The sequence below is a fragment of the Hydrogenophaga sp. GW101-3F08 genome (assembly GCF_059424585.1).
The window spans coordinates 81,228-96,466 of sequence record NZ_JBWKZP010000006.1; the positions used below are offsets into that span (position 1 = coordinate 81,228).

Genomic DNA, 15,239 nt, shown 5'->3' on the forward strand with positions numbered 1-15,239 from the left:
TCAAGGGAAGAGCGACGCACCACTCAGGCGTTCGTGCTCGCGGATGGCGAAACGATCCGTCATGCCGGCGATGTAATCGGCCACGGCCCGCGCCCGATGCCCACTTCGTGCATGAGCGTCGGGCAACTCGGTGGGCCGCTGCATGTAGAAGGCAAACAGCTCGGTCACCACACGCCGCGCCCGATCGGTGGTCTCCATGACCTGCGGATGGCGGTACAGGTTGCGCAACAAGAATCCCTTGAGCACTTGTGAACGGCCCCCCATGTCGGCCGAGAACGCCACCAGAGGCCCACGAGCCCGCACCGCATCCACGCTGTCCACGCCGGACACCTCGATGTGCGCACGTGTGGTGTCGATCACGTCATAGACCTGGTCGCTCAGCATGAGACGGATCGATTCGAACAACAGGCGCCGTCCACCCAAGTGGGGGTGGGCGGCCAGGGCCTGCCGGTGGTACTGCGCAAACAAAGGCACTTCGCCCAATTGCTCCAGGGTGAGAAGCCCCGAGCGCACACCGTCGTCGATATCGTGCGCGTTGTAGGCGATTTCATCGGCCAGATTGCACAGCTGCGCCTCCAGCGAGGGCGAACCACCTTGTAGAAAACGCTGCGCCACGCCACTGGGGTCCTGCGCCTGCAACCGTTGCGCGTTCGCGCGCGAGCAGTGTTTGAGGATGCCTTCCCGGGTCTCGAACGTCAGGTTCAATCCGTCGAAGGCCGGGTAGCGCTCCTCCAGCTTGTCCACGACGCGCAGGCTCTGCAGGTTGTGCTCGAAGCCCCAAGCGCCTTCTTCCGAGCCGCCATCCCCAGCCACGCTGACCGGCGTCAGCGCCTTCATACAGGCGTGCAGGGCATCCTGACCGGCATGACCAAAGGGCGTGTGTCCCAGATCGTGTGCGAGTGCGATCGCCTCGACCAGATCCTCGTTCAGATGCAACGAACGCGCGATGCTGCGTCCGAGTTGCGCAACCTCCAGCGAATGGGTCAGGCGCGTGCGAAACAGATCGCCTTCGTGGTTGAGAAAGACCTGGGTCTTGTAGACCAGACGGCGAAATGCGGTGCTGTGGATGATGCGGTCGCGGTCGCGCTGAAAAGCCGTGCGCGTGGGGGCCTCGGGTTCGGGAAACCGCCGGCCGCGGCTGTGCTCCGGATGGCTGGCATACACAGCCAGGCCTATGGAGGCACCAACCTCAATCAACGCCGTACCCCTCGCCGACACCGCACCATCTCGACCGTCCAGCCGGAACAAGACCCGGTGCGGGAGCTCATGCGCGGCAGCTCATTTCAATCACCTCGGCCACCACGTGGTCGGGTGCGCTTTGTACCAGGGCTTGCCCGGCCCCATTGATGAGAACGAACTTGATTTCCCCCGCCTCGGACTTCTTGTCCACCCGCATCAAAGCCAGGTAACGGCCGGCGTTGTCGGCCACGTCCAGCACCGGCGCCACCACCGGCAGGCCCACACGTTCGATCAAGCGCGTCAGTCGCAGCACGAAGCCTTCATCCACCAGCCCCAGACGCTGCGAAAGCCGGGCCGCCATCACCATGCCGCAACCCACCGCCTCGCCATGCAGCCACCGCCCATAGCCCATGCCCGCCTCGATGGCATGTCCAAAGGTGTGTCCGAAATTGAGAATGGCCCGCAGGCCCGATTCGCGCTCATCCTGACCCACCACATCGGCCTTGATCTCGCAACTGCGCCGCACCGCGTAAGCCATGGTTGAAGGGTCCCGGGCGAGCAGCTCGGCCACATGGGCCTCCATCCACTCCAGGAAGGTCATGTCAGCGATCGGGCCGTATTTGATGACCTCGGCCAACCCGGCGCTGAGTTCACGCGGTGGCAGCGTATTGAGCGTCTCCAGATCGCAGATGACCCGTTGTGGCTGGTAGAAGGCCCCAATCATGTTCTTGCCCAGCGGGTGGTTGATGGCGGTCTTGCCCCCCACCGACGAATCCACCTGCGCCAACAAGGTGGTCGGCACCTGCACGAATGGCACACCCCGCATATAGCTCGCTGCCGCGAACCCGGTCATGTCGCCAATCACACCACCTCCAAGCGCAAACAGGACAGTCTTGCGATCACAACCATGGCGCAACAGGGCATCAAAAATGAGGTTGAGCGACTCCCAGGTCTTGAAGGCCTCCCCATCGGGCAGGGTTACCACGTGGATGGTGTCGAAGTGGGATGCCAACGCCTCCTGCAGGCGGCGTTGATAGAGCGGCGCCACCGTCTCATTCGTCACGATGACAGCGCTGACTGCCGACGGCAGCCCCTCATAGCTTGAGGGAAGGTCCAGCAGCCCGGCACCAATCACAATACTGTAACTGCGATCACCCAGATGAATCTGGACGCGCTCGCTCGAAGATGAGGATGTCTGATGCTGCATAGCCCACGAGTTTAGAGCCTGCTCAACAGCAAAAACCTGGCCCGGGGCAAAACCCGGACGACGCGGGCGACAAAAGCACCCCCACCCACGGGGCACTGCAGAGTCCAAGAGCGGCCGATCACCCGTTGCCAACCTCGCTTCCGCCGGGCTGCGATCCACCGGATATTCCCGCCATATCCAGCTGCATCATGATCATGTTGACCAGTGTCGAAACTGAGGGACGCCCAGTTTCGACCACGTAGTGCGCCGTTTCCCGATACAAGGGATCACGCACGTCATACAAGTCGCGCAAGCGTTGCAACGGGTCCGCGACCTGCAGCAATGGACGGTTTCGATCGTGCCGCAGCCGTCGATAAACCTCTTCAGGAGTTGACCGCAAATACACGACTTGCCCTCTTTCCCGAAGATGCAACCGGTTCGTCGGCCTCAGAACCGAACCACCACCGGTGGACAACACGCAGGCCGGACCTTGGGTCAACTCGTCCAGCACCCCCTCTTCCACATCCCGAAAACGAGCCTCGCCCTCTCGTTCGAAAAACTCACGAATCGAACAACCCAGACGCTGTTCGATCACGTGGTCAGAATCAAAGAAGGGAAGTGCCAGACGGCGGGCGAGCTGCCGGCCGATGGTCGATTTGCCAGACCCGGGCAAACCAACCAACGAGATCAGAGCATGGGCCTGCACAATAAAAATGACCTTATAACACCTAGCAAAACCTCGCGATCATTCAAATTGGGCAAACACCGCAACAAATAATTTACTCAATATGATTTATATCAACCGCTGAAGGAAACAGGCTAACTATTCTGCCGCCGCATCCTCTTCCGCCGCAGCCTCTTCAACGGTCACCTCAACAACGGCAGACCTCGAATGATAGTCAAGCACCAGCACTCCGACGCCTTCCATACAGCCACCCAACGTGGTGATCTTAAACACTGGATCTTTCCCCGTGACCTCCGTCCTATCGAGTCCTATTGAGTCAGGCGAAGGGTTGTGGATCCTAAATGGGGGAGTCCCACCAACGATGGTCACCAAGGTTTCACCGCCGGCTCCGCCACCCGCCTTACACGAAGAGCTTCCCGCTGGAGTGCTCCATTTAATCTCCGAAGGATTCGTGAAGAATTCATCTGTGTCGCCCGCCACATCCCCCCCTCCCCCACAAGAAGCCAGTGCGCCAGCAACCAAGAGAGATCCAGACACTTTCAACCAGTTCATACCCATATCCTTTGCCTTACGCAAATAACGCCATCATCGAGTCACACCACGATCGGTGATCGTTCGCGGCGTGATGAAGATCAACAACTCCGATTTATTCGCCGTTTTGCTTTTATTCTTGAACAAATGACCCATGAAAGGAATATCCCCCAACAACGGCACCTTGGTCACATCATCCACTTCGATCTGCTCAAATATGCCACCAATCACCACGGTCCCACCATTTTCAATCAATACCTGCGTTTGCACGTGCTTGGTGTTGATTGCAATACCTGCGGTCGTGGTTTCGCCACGACTGTCCTTGTTGATATCAACATCCAAGATGATGCTCCCCTCAGGAGTGATCTGAGGAGTGACCTCAAGCTTCAGATTGGCCTTTCGAAATGCGATTGCAGTGGCACCGCTCGAAGTGGCCGTCTGATATGGATATTCTGTACCCTGTTCAATCAAGGCCTTGACCTGATCAGCAGTCACCACCCGCGGGCTCGACACAATTTTCCCTCGTCCATCGGCCTCAAGTGCCGATATTTCAAGATTCAAGAATCGATTGGCAGCAGAACTGAAAAGAGACAACGCAAATGCGGCCGGCTGAAAACCACCAGCACCAGTGGACGGCAGGTTCACGAAACTGGTGTTGAGTGTATCGAGCACATTCTCAGACTCGACTGTTGTGCTAGATACCGCGTTATAGCTGCCACCAATCGCAATCCGATTCGCACCACCAACGCTATATCCCGGCTCACCACCTCTAACACCACGCAAATCACTGCCGCCCAGTCTCACCCCCAAAGATCGTCCAAAACGATCATCCGCCTCGACAATCCTCGCTTCGATAAGGACTTGTCGAACAGGTATGTCAAGTTTGGCGATAAGTTGCTGCACCTGCTCCAGCTTGGAAGGAATATCGGTTACAAACAGCTGATTCGTTCTGGGCTCGGCGATCACACTTCCCCGCGTAGACAGCATTCTTGCGCTGCCCTCTCCAGCGGCGCCCTTGCTTGCCGCGGCCAACTGTTCGGCAATATCGCTGGCCTTGGCATAATTCATCTGAAAACTCTGTGTTCTCAAGGTTTCCAGACTCTCTATCGATACCTTCGATTCAAGCTCCTGCTTTTCGCGAGCGACAATTTCGTCCTTCGGAGCAATCCAAAGCACGTTGCCAGACTTGCGCATACCAAGCCCTTTGGCTTGAAGAATGATGTCCAAAGCCTGGTCCCAAGGCACATCCTTCAGGCGCAACGTGACAGCGCCAGTCACGGAATCCGAGGTCACCACGTTGAAATTGGTGAAGTCCGCGATCACCTGCAACAGCGACCGCACTTCAATGTTCTGGAAATTCAGAGACAGCTTTTCGCCATTGTATCCTGGGCCCTGAGTGAGCTTGGAAGGATCAACCTTCTGCTCTCGGACCTCCAGTACAAACTGGTTATCACTTTGATAGGCGGAATGCTCCCAGTTGCCCCTAGGTGTGACCACCATACGGACACGATCACCACTCTGACTGGAGGTCACGGTCTGCACTGGCGTGCCAAAGTCGCTCACATCCAGCTTGCGGCGCAAACCTTCAGGCAACGAGGTCTTCAAAAACTCGACCACCAGATTCTGCCCTTGCTGCCGAATATCCACACCGACCTGATTGTTTGCAAGATCCACAACAATTCGCCCGGCGTTACCGACACCACGGCGGAAGTCGATATCCTTCAGAGCTACCACATCTCGGTTCTGACTCTCCGCAAAGACCGCCTGTGCACTTGTTGGCGCAGGAGTTCCAGATTCTGGCCTCTCCAGCAAAACGACCAATGATTTTCCTTCAATTTTTGCCTGGTAAGCAGATGGATTCTTCAAGTTAATAACAACTCGAGTCCTATCTCCAACCTGCACCACATTGGCTGAGCGAACATTCCCATGATTAAGCTCAATTACACTACGCCCTATCGCATTGATCACCCCCGGAAAATCAAGCGCAATGCGCGCGGGCGATTGTATGACGAATCCTGCAGGAACACCGGAGAGCGGCTCGGTTGTATCGATGCGAAGAACCTCCACCCCACCCTGGACACTGGCGGTCAGGGACTGAATTGCGTTCTGGGCCTGCGCCAGGAACGATGTAAATGCCAAACAGGCAAAAGCCATTGCCCTGACCATTTTCAAATTCAACGCACTCTGGTCAGTCGCCATCTTAGGTTTAATCATTTATTCACATCCTCTTGTAACTGCAACCCCGAAGTGCGCTCAATCCACTCACCTGCAGCATCTTGAACAATTTCACGCAGAGCAACTTCTGTTTCGGTGATATCAAGCACCCGACCATAATTCTGCCCCAGATAATTACCCACCTTCACTTGGTAGAGCAAATTATCAACCTTAACCAATGCAACCAATTGCCCCTGACGTGTCAGACTTCCAACCATCGACATGGTATCCAGAGGAAACGCTTCAAGTGGCTGCTTCCGCCTGTTCAACTCTGCCTCAATCAATGCAGAGCCGCCCAACGACGGCCCCTGATTTCCTCGCATCACACTGGCCAACTTTTCGGCACTGAACGGGTCCGTCAAGCTTTCACCAGCGTAGCTTTGCGGAATAAACTTACTGGGCTCGGGGATCGGCTTGATCTGCGGTCGAATGGAATTTCGCTCGCTCTGCATCCACTGTCGCAACTCTTCCTGCTCAGAAGAGGTACACCCCAACAACACCAACATGGATGACAGCAATACCAGACTCAGTGGAAACTTGAAATTCACTTGACAGCCTCCTTCTTCTTTTTCACCGACTGCTGCTGCAAAGCAATCTCCTCCTGATCAAGATAGCGGAAGGTTTTGGCTGTGCCATCCATCGTCAACACACCTGCCCTATCTTTCACGGGCACCAAAGACAAATTATTCAGCGTGACAATACGCGACAGATTGGCAATATCTGCAGCAAAAAGTCCAACATCATGGTAGCGTCCGGTGACACGAACCGTAATGGGCAGTTCGGCATAGTATTCTTTGACAACCACCTGACCAGGGCGAAACAATTCAAATTGCAGACTCCGCCCCAACCCAGCCTGGTTGATGTCCGACAACAAGGCATCCATCTCTGCCTTGCTTGGCAACTGCTTCTCGAGCTGGCTTACGTATTGCTGCACCTGCTCAAGTTGTTTCTTCAACGCATCAAGATTGACTGCTTGAACCAGTTTTTTCCGATAGTCCTCGCGCAGCTGCTCTTCGCGTGTTTTTTCCGCAAGCAACTCTTCGTCAATCGACTTGAGCCATGCAAACCACATGCCCGCAATAACAGCCGCACATACCACCACAAACAGCAAACCGCGAGGCAGCAGTGGCCACTCGGATGGATCGTTCGGGTCGAGCCCTTTGAACTGCCCCTGGATTTTGTCCTGAACCAGTTTTAGGTCCAGGTTCATTTTGGGTGTTTTTGCCATTGTCTTGTATACCCAGTTCAGACCTTGCCCGGAGCCACATTCTTGATCTTTTCGCCCGCCGCTGGCGTTGCACCGGCTGCAGCAGGTCGTTTGAGCGTGACCCGGATCGTGAATTTTGAGACTCGTCTCTTATCACGGCTGGACAGATCCTCTGTCGCTGCAACGATTTCAACCAGGTCGGGCTTTTCAAGCCACGGGCTGTTGTTCGCAAGATTTCGCAACAGATCGGAAACCCGCTCCTGAGATTGAGCAATCCCGGTCAACAAAACACTCTGATTTTCTTGCTTCATGCTGGACAGGTAAATTCCATCCGGCAGTTGCACCACCAGCTCATCCAACAAATGGACCGGCAGATTTCGATCTCCCTGAAGGTCTTCCACCGCCGTCTGTCTTGCACGCAGAGAAGCAATTTGCGCCTGCAGGCTGGCGATATCCTTGATCTCATCATCCAGTCGAGCAATTTCACCCTGCAGAAAAGTATTGCGTCCTTGTTGGACAGCAATCTGTCCCTGGTACCACGTAAAAATGGCCCCGCAGATCACACCACCAAGCAATGCCGACAAGCCCAGTTGGGAGAAGAACTGCTCTTTGCGCTTCTTGCGACTCGCCTCCCGATGAGGCAGCAGATTGATCAGAATCATTGGTAGAACCTCCGAAGCGCCAGACCGGTTGACGTCAGGTAGGAGGGAGCTTCTCTGGTGATCTTGCGAGCCTGGACATTGGAAGCCATTTCCATGCCATCAAAAGGATTGATCACCATGCAGGCGAAAGAAGTCTGATGGGTGACCGCCTCCGTCAGGCCGGGCAGTGCTGCACTGCCTCCCGCCAAAAGGATGTGATCGACCTTGTTGTAAGGCGTGCTGGTGAAAAAGAACTGCAACGCGCGCCCGATTTCCTGCGCCATGCTTTCAATGAATGGATCAAGAACCGTCGTCCGATAGTCTTCCGGGAGATCCCCAGAACGTTTCTTCGCTTCGGCCTCATCCGAAGAAAAACCATATTGCCGAACGATCAACTGCGTCAGCTGTGCACCACCAAAAGCCTGATCACGCTCGTAGAGCACATCGTCATTTCGCATGACCTGCATGCTGGTGGTCAGCGCACCCACCTCAAACAGTGCGACCAAGGAGTCCACCCCCTGGTTGGGCAACGTTTCGATCACCCGACCCGCAGCCATGCGCGAGGCGTATGACTCCACATCCATGACAACCGGCTTCAGACCCACCGCTTCAGCAAGGCCCTGCCGGTCAGACACCTTTTCCTTGCGGGACGCGGCGATCAACACCTCCACGTCTCCCACCGAGGTGGCGCTCGGGCCTACGACACAGAAGTCAAGACTCACTTCATCCAGAGAGAAGGGAATGTATTGATTGGCTTCCGACTCCACCTGCGCTTCGAGCTCTTTGTCAGACAACCCGCCTGGTAGGATGATTTTTTTGGTGATCACCGCCGACGCGGGCAACGCAAAGGCAACGTTTTTGGTTTTGCTGCCACTCTTGCGGACCACACGCCGAACCGCCTCGACCACTTCATCGAACTTTTCGATGTTGCCGTCGGTGATCCAGCCCCGCTCCAGGGGCTCCATGGCGCAGCGCTCCAGGACCAGGTCTCCCGAGCGGTTACGGCCAAGCTCAACCAGCTTGACACTCGACGAACTGACGTCTATGCCCAGCAACGGTGCCGGCTCCCGGCTGAATAACGAACCCAATGAGATCAAGGAGACCCCCATAAATGGCAGCGCTGCAGGGCGCCAGACTTAAGAATTCACTTGAATGCTAGCAGCAAGCCCCTTGTGCGGCAAAGATTTTTTGTCTTTGAGACAAAAGGAAACGTTGTCAAAAGCATACGCAAAAAACGCCCCCAGCCCCATGAACGACGACCGAGGCAGCCAGAAACGCACAACAACTCACAATATGACGCAACCCTAGGGCGTCCTCGCAACAGCCCGATTTTTATAATCAGACTCCCTCCCCTCGGCCAACCCCATGCCACAAGACGAAAATTCTGCACCGCGAGCCCGTCCCTCTGCCGCCTTTTCCGGGCGTGGCATTCTGATCTCGCTGGGCCGGCTGTTGGTAGGGCTGGTGGGGGTGTCTGTGGCCGGGGTGACGGCCATCCTGATCGCGGTGGGCATCGCGCTGGCGGTGGCCTACCCCAATCTTCCCGATGTGGCAGATCTGGCCGACTACCGACCCAAGCTGCCTCTTCGTGTGCTCACTGCGGACGGGCAACTGATCGGCGAGTTCGGCGAAGAGCGTCGCAATCTGTTGACCATCAACGAGATCCCCGAAGTGGTGAAGAACGCCGTCCTGGCGATCGAAGACTCGCGCTTCTTCGAGCATCACGGCGTGGACTACCGGGGCATGCTCCGCGCCGCGCTGGCCAACCTGGGCGAAGCCAAAAGCCAGGGTGCGTCCACCATCACCATGCAGGTGGCGCGCAATGTGTTCCTCTCTGCAGAAAAAAGCTACACACGCAAGATCTATGAGGTCTTGCTGACGTTCAAGCTGGAGCACCAGCTGTCCAAGGAGCAGATCCTTGAGATCTACATGAACCAGATTTTTCTGGGACAACGTGCTTATGGCTTCTCGACCGCGGCACAAACCTACTTTGGCAAACCCCTGAAGGACGTGAGCATTGCCGAGGCGGCGATGCTGGCGGGTCTGCCCAAGGCCCCGTCGGCATACAACCCGATCACCAACCCGAAACGTGCACGCGCCCGCCAGCAGTACATCATCGAGCGCATGGAAGAGAACGGCTTCATCACCCATGAGCAGGCGGAGCAAGCCAAGGCCGAGGAGCTCAAGCTGCGATCAATGGGGAGTGTCCGCAGCCAGGTGCATGCCGACTACGTGGCGGAGATGGTGAGACAAGTCATGGTCTCGCAGTACGGAGATGAAGCCTACACCCGCGGATTGACGGTCACCACCAGCCTGCGTGCGGCCGAACAGGAGGCTGCTTACCGCGCACTGCGCCAGGGAGTGCTGGATTACGAGCGCCGACAGATCTACCGTGGACCGGAGCTGTTCATCGATCTGCCTGGCGAGAAGGCGGCTCGCGACGACGCGATTGACGAGGCGCTCAACGAGCGACCGGACAACGACGACCTGATGTCGGCCGTGGTGCTGACCGCGACGGCACGCAAGGTCGTGGCGGTGCGTCAGGACGGGGAGCCGTTCGAAATCACCGGCGAGGGTTTGAGGCCGGCGCAGTCCGGTCTGTCCGAAAAGGCCGGCCCCAACATCAAGATCCGCCCCGGGGCGGTGATCCGCGTGATCAAGACAGGCTCAGGCGCCTGGCGCATCACCCAACTGCCCGAGGTGGAGTCGGCATTCGTGGCACTGGATCCCCGCAGCGGCAGAGTGCGGTCGCTGGTGGGGGGATTCGATTTCCAGAAAAGCAAGTTCAACCACGTGACGCAAGCCTGGCGACAGCCCGGCTCCAGTTTCAAGCCCTTCATCTACTCCGCCGCGCTGGAAAAAGGGGTCTCACCCATGACGGTGGTGAACGACGCCCCGTTGTTCTACACGGCGGGTCAGACCGGCGGCAAACCCTGGGAACCCAAAAACTACGACGGCCAGTTTGAAGGACCGATGTCGGTGCGTCGGGCTCTGGCCAAGTCCAAGAACATGGTGTCCATCCGCGTGCTGCAACTGGTGGGCACGCAGAGTGCGCAGGCATGGGTCACGCGGTTCGGATTCGACGCAGACAAACACCCGCCCTATCTCACCATGGCACTGGGCGCGGGCGCGGTCACGCCAATGCAGATGGCCACCGGCTACGCCGTGTTTGCCAACGGTGGCTACCGGATCGCACCCACGTTGATCACACGCGTGGTCGAGCAGAAAGGCAAGGTGCTGTTTGAAGCGCCCGAACCCGTCCTGAGCGACTCCCACCGTGCGATCGATGCGCGCAACGCGTATCTGATGAGCAGTCTTCTCCAGGAAATCACCCGGACCGGTACCGCGGCCAGGGCCCAGGCCACGCTCAAACGGCCCGATCTCTACGGCAAGACCGGGACCACCAACGATTCCGTGGATGCGTGGTTCGTCGGCTACCAGCCGACCGTGGTCGCGGCGGCCTGGGTCGGCTACGACAACCCGCGCAACCTGGGCAGCCGCGAAACCGGAGGCGGTCTGAGCCTGCCCATCTGGATCACGTACATGACGGAAGCGCTCAAGGGAGTGCCAGTCACGGAATACACCCCGCCCCCCGGCCTGATCAATGTCGGCGGCGAGTGGTACTACGAAGAATATGGCCCTGGACGCGGCGTGCATGGGCTGGGTCTGCAGGACCCCTGGCCCGGCGCGGCCACCAACGGTGGTGGGGATACCGAACCCGCAACCGGCGACGATGCCGCGGCCAAGCCTCAGTCAGAAGACCGTCGCAGCATCCTGGATTTGTTCAGGAACTGAAGGTCAACGACTGCCCCGACTGCTCACTGGCATAGCGGGAAAGGTGGGCGAAAAATTCACCCTGCCCCTTGGTGTCCATCCAGGCCTGGCCGTCGTACCGGTAGTGGAATCCACCGGCACGAGCGGCCATCCACACTTCCTGCAGCGGCTTTTGCAGGTTCACGACGATCTGGCTGTGGTTCGCAAAGGTGATGGTGATCATGCCGCCCACACGCTGGTTATCGATGTCGGCATCGGTCAGCTCGTTGATGCGGTCGCAGGCCAGCTCAATGGCGACCAGCAAGGCTTCCGCGCGATCCAGATACTCGGTGTCGGTCATTACAATGCAATCACTATGAAGATATCCCGAATTCTAGGTGCCATTCCTGCCCACACACGCATCGTGGGCGGCGCGATGTTGATCGCGCTGGGCCTGTTGGGCGCAGGTTGTGGTCAGAAGGGCCCCCTGTATCTGCCCAGCCCCCAGGCGGCCAAGCGTCCTGCGGCGGTGAAACGGGTCCTTCCCGTGGAGAACAGCCCGGCCGTGGTCAGCCCGACCGAGGTCGTTCCTGCGGAAGTCGTTCCCGCAGAGAGCGACGCGGCCGCAGAGAGCGACGCGGCGGAACCCAGCACCGAGCCCGCCACCGAAACCACGCCCTGATCCCGGCCAGCCCCCTGGCCTGCAGCGTCTCGATCAAGCCGCGGGGCTGCGAGCCGCCAACACCGACATCAAACACCCCATGGCTCCAACGCCCGGCATTTCCAGTTCCACACTTCCGCCATTTTTCGCGTACCAGGATGGTCAGCTCATGGTCGAGGGGGTGTCGCTGTCCACATTGGCCCAGCAGCATGGCACGCCGCTCTTTGTCTACAGCCGCGCGGCCATGCTTTCGGCCCTGGCCGCATACCAGCGTGGGCTGGCCGGACGCGATCACCAGATTTGTTATGCAATGAAGGCCAACTCGACGCTGGCCATTCTGCAGACCCTGGTGCAGGCGGGTTGCGGTCTGGACATCGTCTCCGGGGGTGAACTGGAGCGAGCGCTCGCTGCGGGGATCGATCCGGCCAAGGTCATTTTTTCGGGCGTGGGCAAAACCCGCCGCGAGATGCGCCGCGCGTTGGAGGTCGGCATCGGCTGCTTCAACGTGGAGAGCCGCGCCGAGCTGGATGTGCTGGACGAGGTCGCGCAAGGCATGGGTCTGCGTGCGCCGGTCAGCGTGCGCGTCAATCCCAATGTGGACGCCAAAACACACCCCTACATTTCCACCGGGCTGAAAGACAACAAATTCGGCATCGCCCATGAAGATGTGGTGGCCACGTACCGCCATGCGGCGGCCTGCGGTGGCCTGCGCGTGGTCGGTATCGATTGCCACATCGGCTCGCAGATCACCGAAGCCGACCCTTACCTGGACGCCATGGACCGCATCCTGGACCTGGTCGAGACCATTGAGGCTGCGGGCGTGCCGATTGCCCACATCGACTTTGGCGGCGGCCTGGGCATCGACTACCGGGGTGACACACCCCCGGCTGCCGACACCCTGTGGCAACGGCTGCTGCAAAAGCTCGACGCGCGCGGGTTCGGTGACCGGAAGATTCTGATCGAACCCGGTCGCTCACTGGTCGGCAATGCGGGCGTCTGCCTGACCGAGGTCATCTACCTCAAACCCGGTGAGCACAAGAATTTCCTGATCGTGGACGCCGCCATGAACGACCTGCCACGGCCGGCCATGTACCAGGCCTTCCACCAGATCGTTCCGCTCTCCCCACGCCCAGGCGAAACCACGACCTGGGATGTGGTGGGCCCCGTGTGCGAAAGCGGCGACTGGCTGGGCCGTGATCGGGCCTTGAACGTGCAGGCCGGCGATTGGCTTGCCGTGCTGTCAGCGGGCGCTTACTGCATGAGCATGGCCAGCAACTACAACACCCGCGGCAGAGCGGCCGAACTGTTGGTGGACGGCGACGCCGCCACGCTCATCCGGGCGCGCGAAACGGCCGAGGACCAGTTCCGCCTGGAAACCCTGTTGCCGACCCTCTGAGCAACGAACAGCCAGAGGCTCAAACGCAACGCCCCCTCAGCGACGCGCCCCCGGTCCAAAGCGCCGCCACAGCCGCCACAGCCGCCAGGCCAACAATGCCCCCAGGAGGGTGGCGTACACCGCCACTTCGGCGAAGTCGTTCTTGCCGCTGCGCATCCAGAAAAAGTGCAGCACCGCCAGCACTGCCACCACGTACACCCCTCGGTGCAAAGCCTGCCAGCGCCTTGCGCCCAGGCGCCGGATGGCCCGGTTGAACGACGTGGCAGCCAGTGCCGCCAGCAGCACCCAAGACATCATGCCAACCAGGATGAACGGGCGCTTGGCCACATCCGCCACGATCTCACCCAGCTCGAACCCCATGTCGAACCAGGCGTAGGCCAGCAGGTGCAGGCACACGTAGAAGAAAACAAACAGGCCGATCATGCGGCGCAGTCGGGCCAACGTCGACCAGCCGGTGAGTTCACGCAAAGGCGTGACGGTCAGCACCAACACCAGAAACCGCAGACTCCAATCACCCAATGAGCGGATCAAGGCCTCGGCCGGATTGGCGCCGAGCTGGTCGTTCATTGCAGCCCAGAACAACCAGGCGGCCGGAAGGCAGGCCAGCACAAACACAAGCGGTTTGACCATGCCGTGCGCGAGCCAGCGATTCGCGCGGGACGGCGTGCCGCGAACGGTGGCGGGTGAACCGGAGGGCAGGGTCCGGGAGGCCGTGGCGCTGCGCATGCGGGATCAATGGCTTTAAAAAAGGGGGGAAATGCGCCGGGTCAGAACCAGCGACGCAGGTCCAGGCCCGCGTACAGCTGCCCCACCTGGGGTTCGTACCCGTTGAACATCAGCGTCTTGCGGCGCTTGGCAAACAACCCACCCTCGTCCCCGATGCGGCGCTCGGTGGCCTGGCTCCAGCGCGGGTGCGACACCTCGGGATTCACGTTGGAATAGAAGCCGTACTCCTGGGGTGCTGCGCGGTTCCAGGCGGTGCCGGGCTGCTGTTCGGTGAACCGGATTTTCACGATCGACTTGCCGCTCTTGAACCCGTATTTCCAGGGCACCACCAGGCGCAGCGGCGCGCCATTCTGATGCGGCAGCACCTCGCCGTACATGCCAAACGCCAGCAGGGTCAGCGGGTGCTGCGCCTCGTCCAGCCGCAAGCCCTCCACATAAGGCCAATCCAGCACATGGGAGCGCAGACCCGGCATCTGTTGCGGGTCGGCCAGGGTGATGAATTCCACGTACTTCGCACTGCCCTGCGGCTGGACCTGGCGGATGAGCGTCGAGAGGGAATAACCGACCCACGGAATCACCATGGACCAGCCCTCGACACAGCGCAAGCGGTAGATGCGCTCCTCCATCGGCGCCAGCTTGAGCAGGCTGTCGATGTCGTAGCTGCCGGGCCTGTTGACCAGGCCTTCCACCGCCACCGTCCAGGGCCGAGGCTTCAGGGTTTTGGCGTACGCCGCGGGGTCGGTTTTGTCGGTGCCGAATTCGTAATAGTTGTTGTAGCCCGATGCGTGTTCGTAGGTGGACACGGTCTCGACCGTCGTCGCGCCCGGCACGGTCGAGCGGGCCCCGCTCAGGGCAGCCAGGCGCCCCGGGCGCGTTGGCACACCCGGTTGGGCAAAAACATCACGCGCCGCCCAGCTGGCCATGGCCGGGCCGGCCACGCCCAGGGCAAGCCGCTGCAGCCAGGCGCGGCGCCCCAGGTAGGCGGACGGCGGTGTGATGTCGCTGGAAACCGGGTGCTGAAACCCGTTGTCGGTGCTGCGGATGATCATGAATGGCTCCT

The 15,239-nt window shown here is 59.4% G+C and carries 15 protein-coding genes; 3 read left to right on the forward strand and 12 right to left on the reverse strand.

What is annotated here, in order from left to right; genetic code table 11:
• The 9 genes from AC07YZ_RS16090 to AC07YZ_RS16130 form a co-directional block, all read right to left on the reverse strand.
• On the reverse strand, positions 1–1,176 hold the full coding sequence (locus AC07YZ_RS16090) for a deoxyguanosinetriphosphate triphosphohydrolase (protein WP_494795620.1): 1,176 nt from the start codon (positions 1,174–1,176) through the stop codon (positions 1–3).
• A gap of 88 nt (positions 1,177–1,264) precedes the next feature.
• Complete coding sequence (gene aroB / locus AC07YZ_RS16095; RefSeq protein ID WP_494795440.1) at positions 1,265–2,386, reverse strand: 3-dehydroquinate synthase; 1,122 nt, start codon at positions 2,384–2,386, stop codon at positions 1,265–1,267.
• Between the two features lie 118 nt (positions 2,387–2,504).
• The gene (locus AC07YZ_RS16100; protein ID WP_494795441.1) at positions 2,505–3,071 is read right to left on the reverse strand and encodes a shikimate kinase; all 567 of its coding nucleotides are present in this window, start codon (positions 3,069–3,071) and stop codon (positions 2,505–2,507) included.
• Between the two features lie 117 nt (positions 3,072–3,188).
• Positions 3,189–3,602, reverse strand: coding sequence for a hypothetical protein (locus AC07YZ_RS16105; protein WP_226491790.1), 414 nt, complete (start codon positions 3,600–3,602; stop codon positions 3,189–3,191).
• A 33-nt stretch (positions 3,603–3,635) separates the two neighbouring features.
• Positions 3,636–5,795 carry a type IV pilus secretin PilQ gene (locus tag AC07YZ_RS16110; RefSeq protein ID WP_413465728.1) on the reverse strand — a complete coding sequence of 720 codons (2,160 nt, stop codon included), beginning with the start codon at positions 5,793–5,795 and terminating at the stop codon, positions 3,636–3,638.
• Entirely contained in the window at positions 5,792–6,301 is a 510-nt protein-coding gene (locus tag AC07YZ_RS16115; RefSeq protein WP_226494668.1) for a pilus assembly protein PilP, read from the reverse strand. Before AC07YZ_RS16115 ends, AC07YZ_RS16110 begins: the two co-directional genes overlap by 4 nt.
• A 38-nt stretch (positions 6,302–6,339) precedes the next feature.
• A complete protein-coding gene (locus AC07YZ_RS16120) occupies positions 6,340–7,023 on the reverse strand; it encodes a type IV pilus inner membrane component PilO (RefSeq protein ID WP_226491789.1) in 684 nt (227 codons plus the stop codon).
• Between the two features lie 17 nt (positions 7,024–7,040).
• A complete protein-coding gene (locus AC07YZ_RS16125; protein WP_226491788.1) occupies positions 7,041–7,664 on the reverse strand; it encodes a PilN domain-containing protein in 624 nt (207 codons plus the stop codon).
• Positions 7,661–8,740 carry a pilus assembly protein PilM gene (locus tag AC07YZ_RS16130; RefSeq protein ID WP_226491787.1) on the reverse strand — a complete coding sequence of 360 codons (1,080 nt, stop codon included), beginning with the start codon at positions 8,738–8,740 and terminating at the stop codon, positions 7,661–7,663. Before AC07YZ_RS16130 ends, AC07YZ_RS16125 begins: the two co-directional genes overlap by 4 nt.
• A gap of 268 nt (positions 8,741–9,008) precedes the next feature.
• Here AC07YZ_RS16130 and AC07YZ_RS16135 point away from each other — a divergent pair, with 268 nt between their 5' ends.
• Positions 9,009–11,438: a penicillin-binding protein 1A gene (locus tag AC07YZ_RS16135; RefSeq protein ID WP_226491786.1), complete on the forward strand. Its 2,430-nt coding sequence runs from the start codon at positions 9,009–9,011 to the stop codon at positions 11,436–11,438.
• Here the strand turns inward: AC07YZ_RS16135 and cyaY are convergent.
• Complete coding sequence (gene cyaY / locus AC07YZ_RS16140; protein ID WP_226491785.1) at positions 11,428–11,757, reverse strand: iron donor protein CyaY; 330 nt, start codon at positions 11,755–11,757, stop codon at positions 11,428–11,430. The genes AC07YZ_RS16135 and cyaY overlap by 11 nt on opposite strands.
• Before the next feature lie 15 nt (positions 11,758–11,772).
• Here cyaY and lptM point away from each other — a divergent pair, with 15 nt between their 5' ends.
• Both lptM and lysA read left to right on the forward strand, forming a co-directional pair.
• Positions 11,773–12,078 carry an LPS translocon maturation chaperone LptM gene (lptM, locus tag AC07YZ_RS16145; protein WP_494795442.1) on the forward strand — a complete coding sequence of 102 codons (306 nt, stop codon included), beginning with the start codon at positions 11,773–11,775 and terminating at the stop codon, positions 12,076–12,078.
• A gap of 79 nt (positions 12,079–12,157) precedes the next feature.
• Positions 12,158–13,453 (forward strand): diaminopimelate decarboxylase, encoded by a 1,296-nt coding sequence (gene lysA, locus AC07YZ_RS16150; protein ID WP_494795443.1) that lies wholly within the window; start codon positions 12,158–12,160, stop codon positions 13,451–13,453.
• 36 nt (positions 13,454–13,489) lie between these two features.
• On the opposite strand, the gene msrQ is transcribed toward lysA, so the two are convergent.
• On the reverse strand, positions 13,490–14,083 hold the full coding sequence (gene msrQ / locus AC07YZ_RS16155) for a protein-methionine-sulfoxide reductase heme-binding subunit MsrQ (protein ID WP_494795444.1): 594 nt from the start codon (positions 14,081–14,083) through the stop codon (positions 13,490–13,492).
• 137 nt (positions 14,084–14,220) lie between these two features.
• On the reverse strand, positions 14,221–15,228 hold the full coding sequence (gene msrP / locus AC07YZ_RS16160; RefSeq protein WP_494795445.1) for a protein-methionine-sulfoxide reductase catalytic subunit MsrP: 1,008 nt from the start codon (positions 15,226–15,228) through the stop codon (positions 14,221–14,223).
• Between the last annotated feature and the right edge of the window lie 11 nt (positions 15,229–15,239).

What these genes read in the sequence shown, in the direction of transcription:
- aroB (WP_494795440.1), bottom strand. Translation starts at nt 2,386, where the DNA reads ATGCAGCATCAGACATCCTCATCTTCGAGCGAGCGCGTCCAGATTCAT.
- AC07YZ_RS16105 (WP_226491790.1), bottom strand. Translation starts at nt 3,602, where the DNA reads ATGAACTGGTTGAAAGTGTCTGGATCTCTCTTGGTTGCTGGCGCACTG.
- AC07YZ_RS16110 (WP_413465728.1), bottom strand. Translation starts at nt 5,795, where the DNA reads ATGATTAAACCTAAGATGGCGACTGACCAGAGTGCGTTGAATTTGAAA.
- AC07YZ_RS16115 (WP_226494668.1), bottom strand. Translation starts at nt 6,301, where the DNA reads ATGTTGGTGTTGTTGGGGTGTACCTCTTCTGAGCAGGAAGAGTTGCGA.
- AC07YZ_RS16120 (WP_226491789.1), bottom strand. Translation starts at nt 7,023, where the DNA reads ATGGCAAAAACACCCAAAATGAACCTGGACCTAAAACTGGTTCAGGAC.
- AC07YZ_RS16125 (WP_226491788.1), bottom strand. Translation starts at nt 7,664, where the DNA reads ATGATTCTGATCAATCTGCTGCCTCATCGGGAGGCGAGTCGCAAGAAG.
- AC07YZ_RS16135 (WP_226491786.1), top strand. Translation starts at nt 9,009, where the DNA reads ATGCCACAAGACGAAAATTCTGCACCGCGAGCCCGTCCCTCTGCCGCC.
- cyaY (WP_226491785.1), bottom strand. Translation starts at nt 11,757, where the DNA reads ATGACCGACACCGAGTATCTGGATCGCGCGGAAGCCTTGCTGGTCGCC.
- lptM (WP_494795442.1), top strand. Translation starts at nt 11,773, where the DNA reads ATGAAGATATCCCGAATTCTAGGTGCCATTCCTGCCCACACACGCATC.
- lysA (WP_494795443.1), top strand. Translation starts at nt 12,158, where the DNA reads ATGGCTCCAACGCCCGGCATTTCCAGTTCCACACTTCCGCCATTTTTC.
- msrQ (WP_494795444.1), bottom strand. Translation starts at nt 14,083, where the DNA reads ATGGTCAAACCGCTTGTGTTTGTGCTGGCCTGCCTTCCGGCCGCCTGG.
- msrP (WP_494795445.1), bottom strand. Translation starts at nt 15,228, where the DNA reads ATGATCATCCGCAGCACCGACAACGGGTTTCAGCACCCGGTTTCCAGC.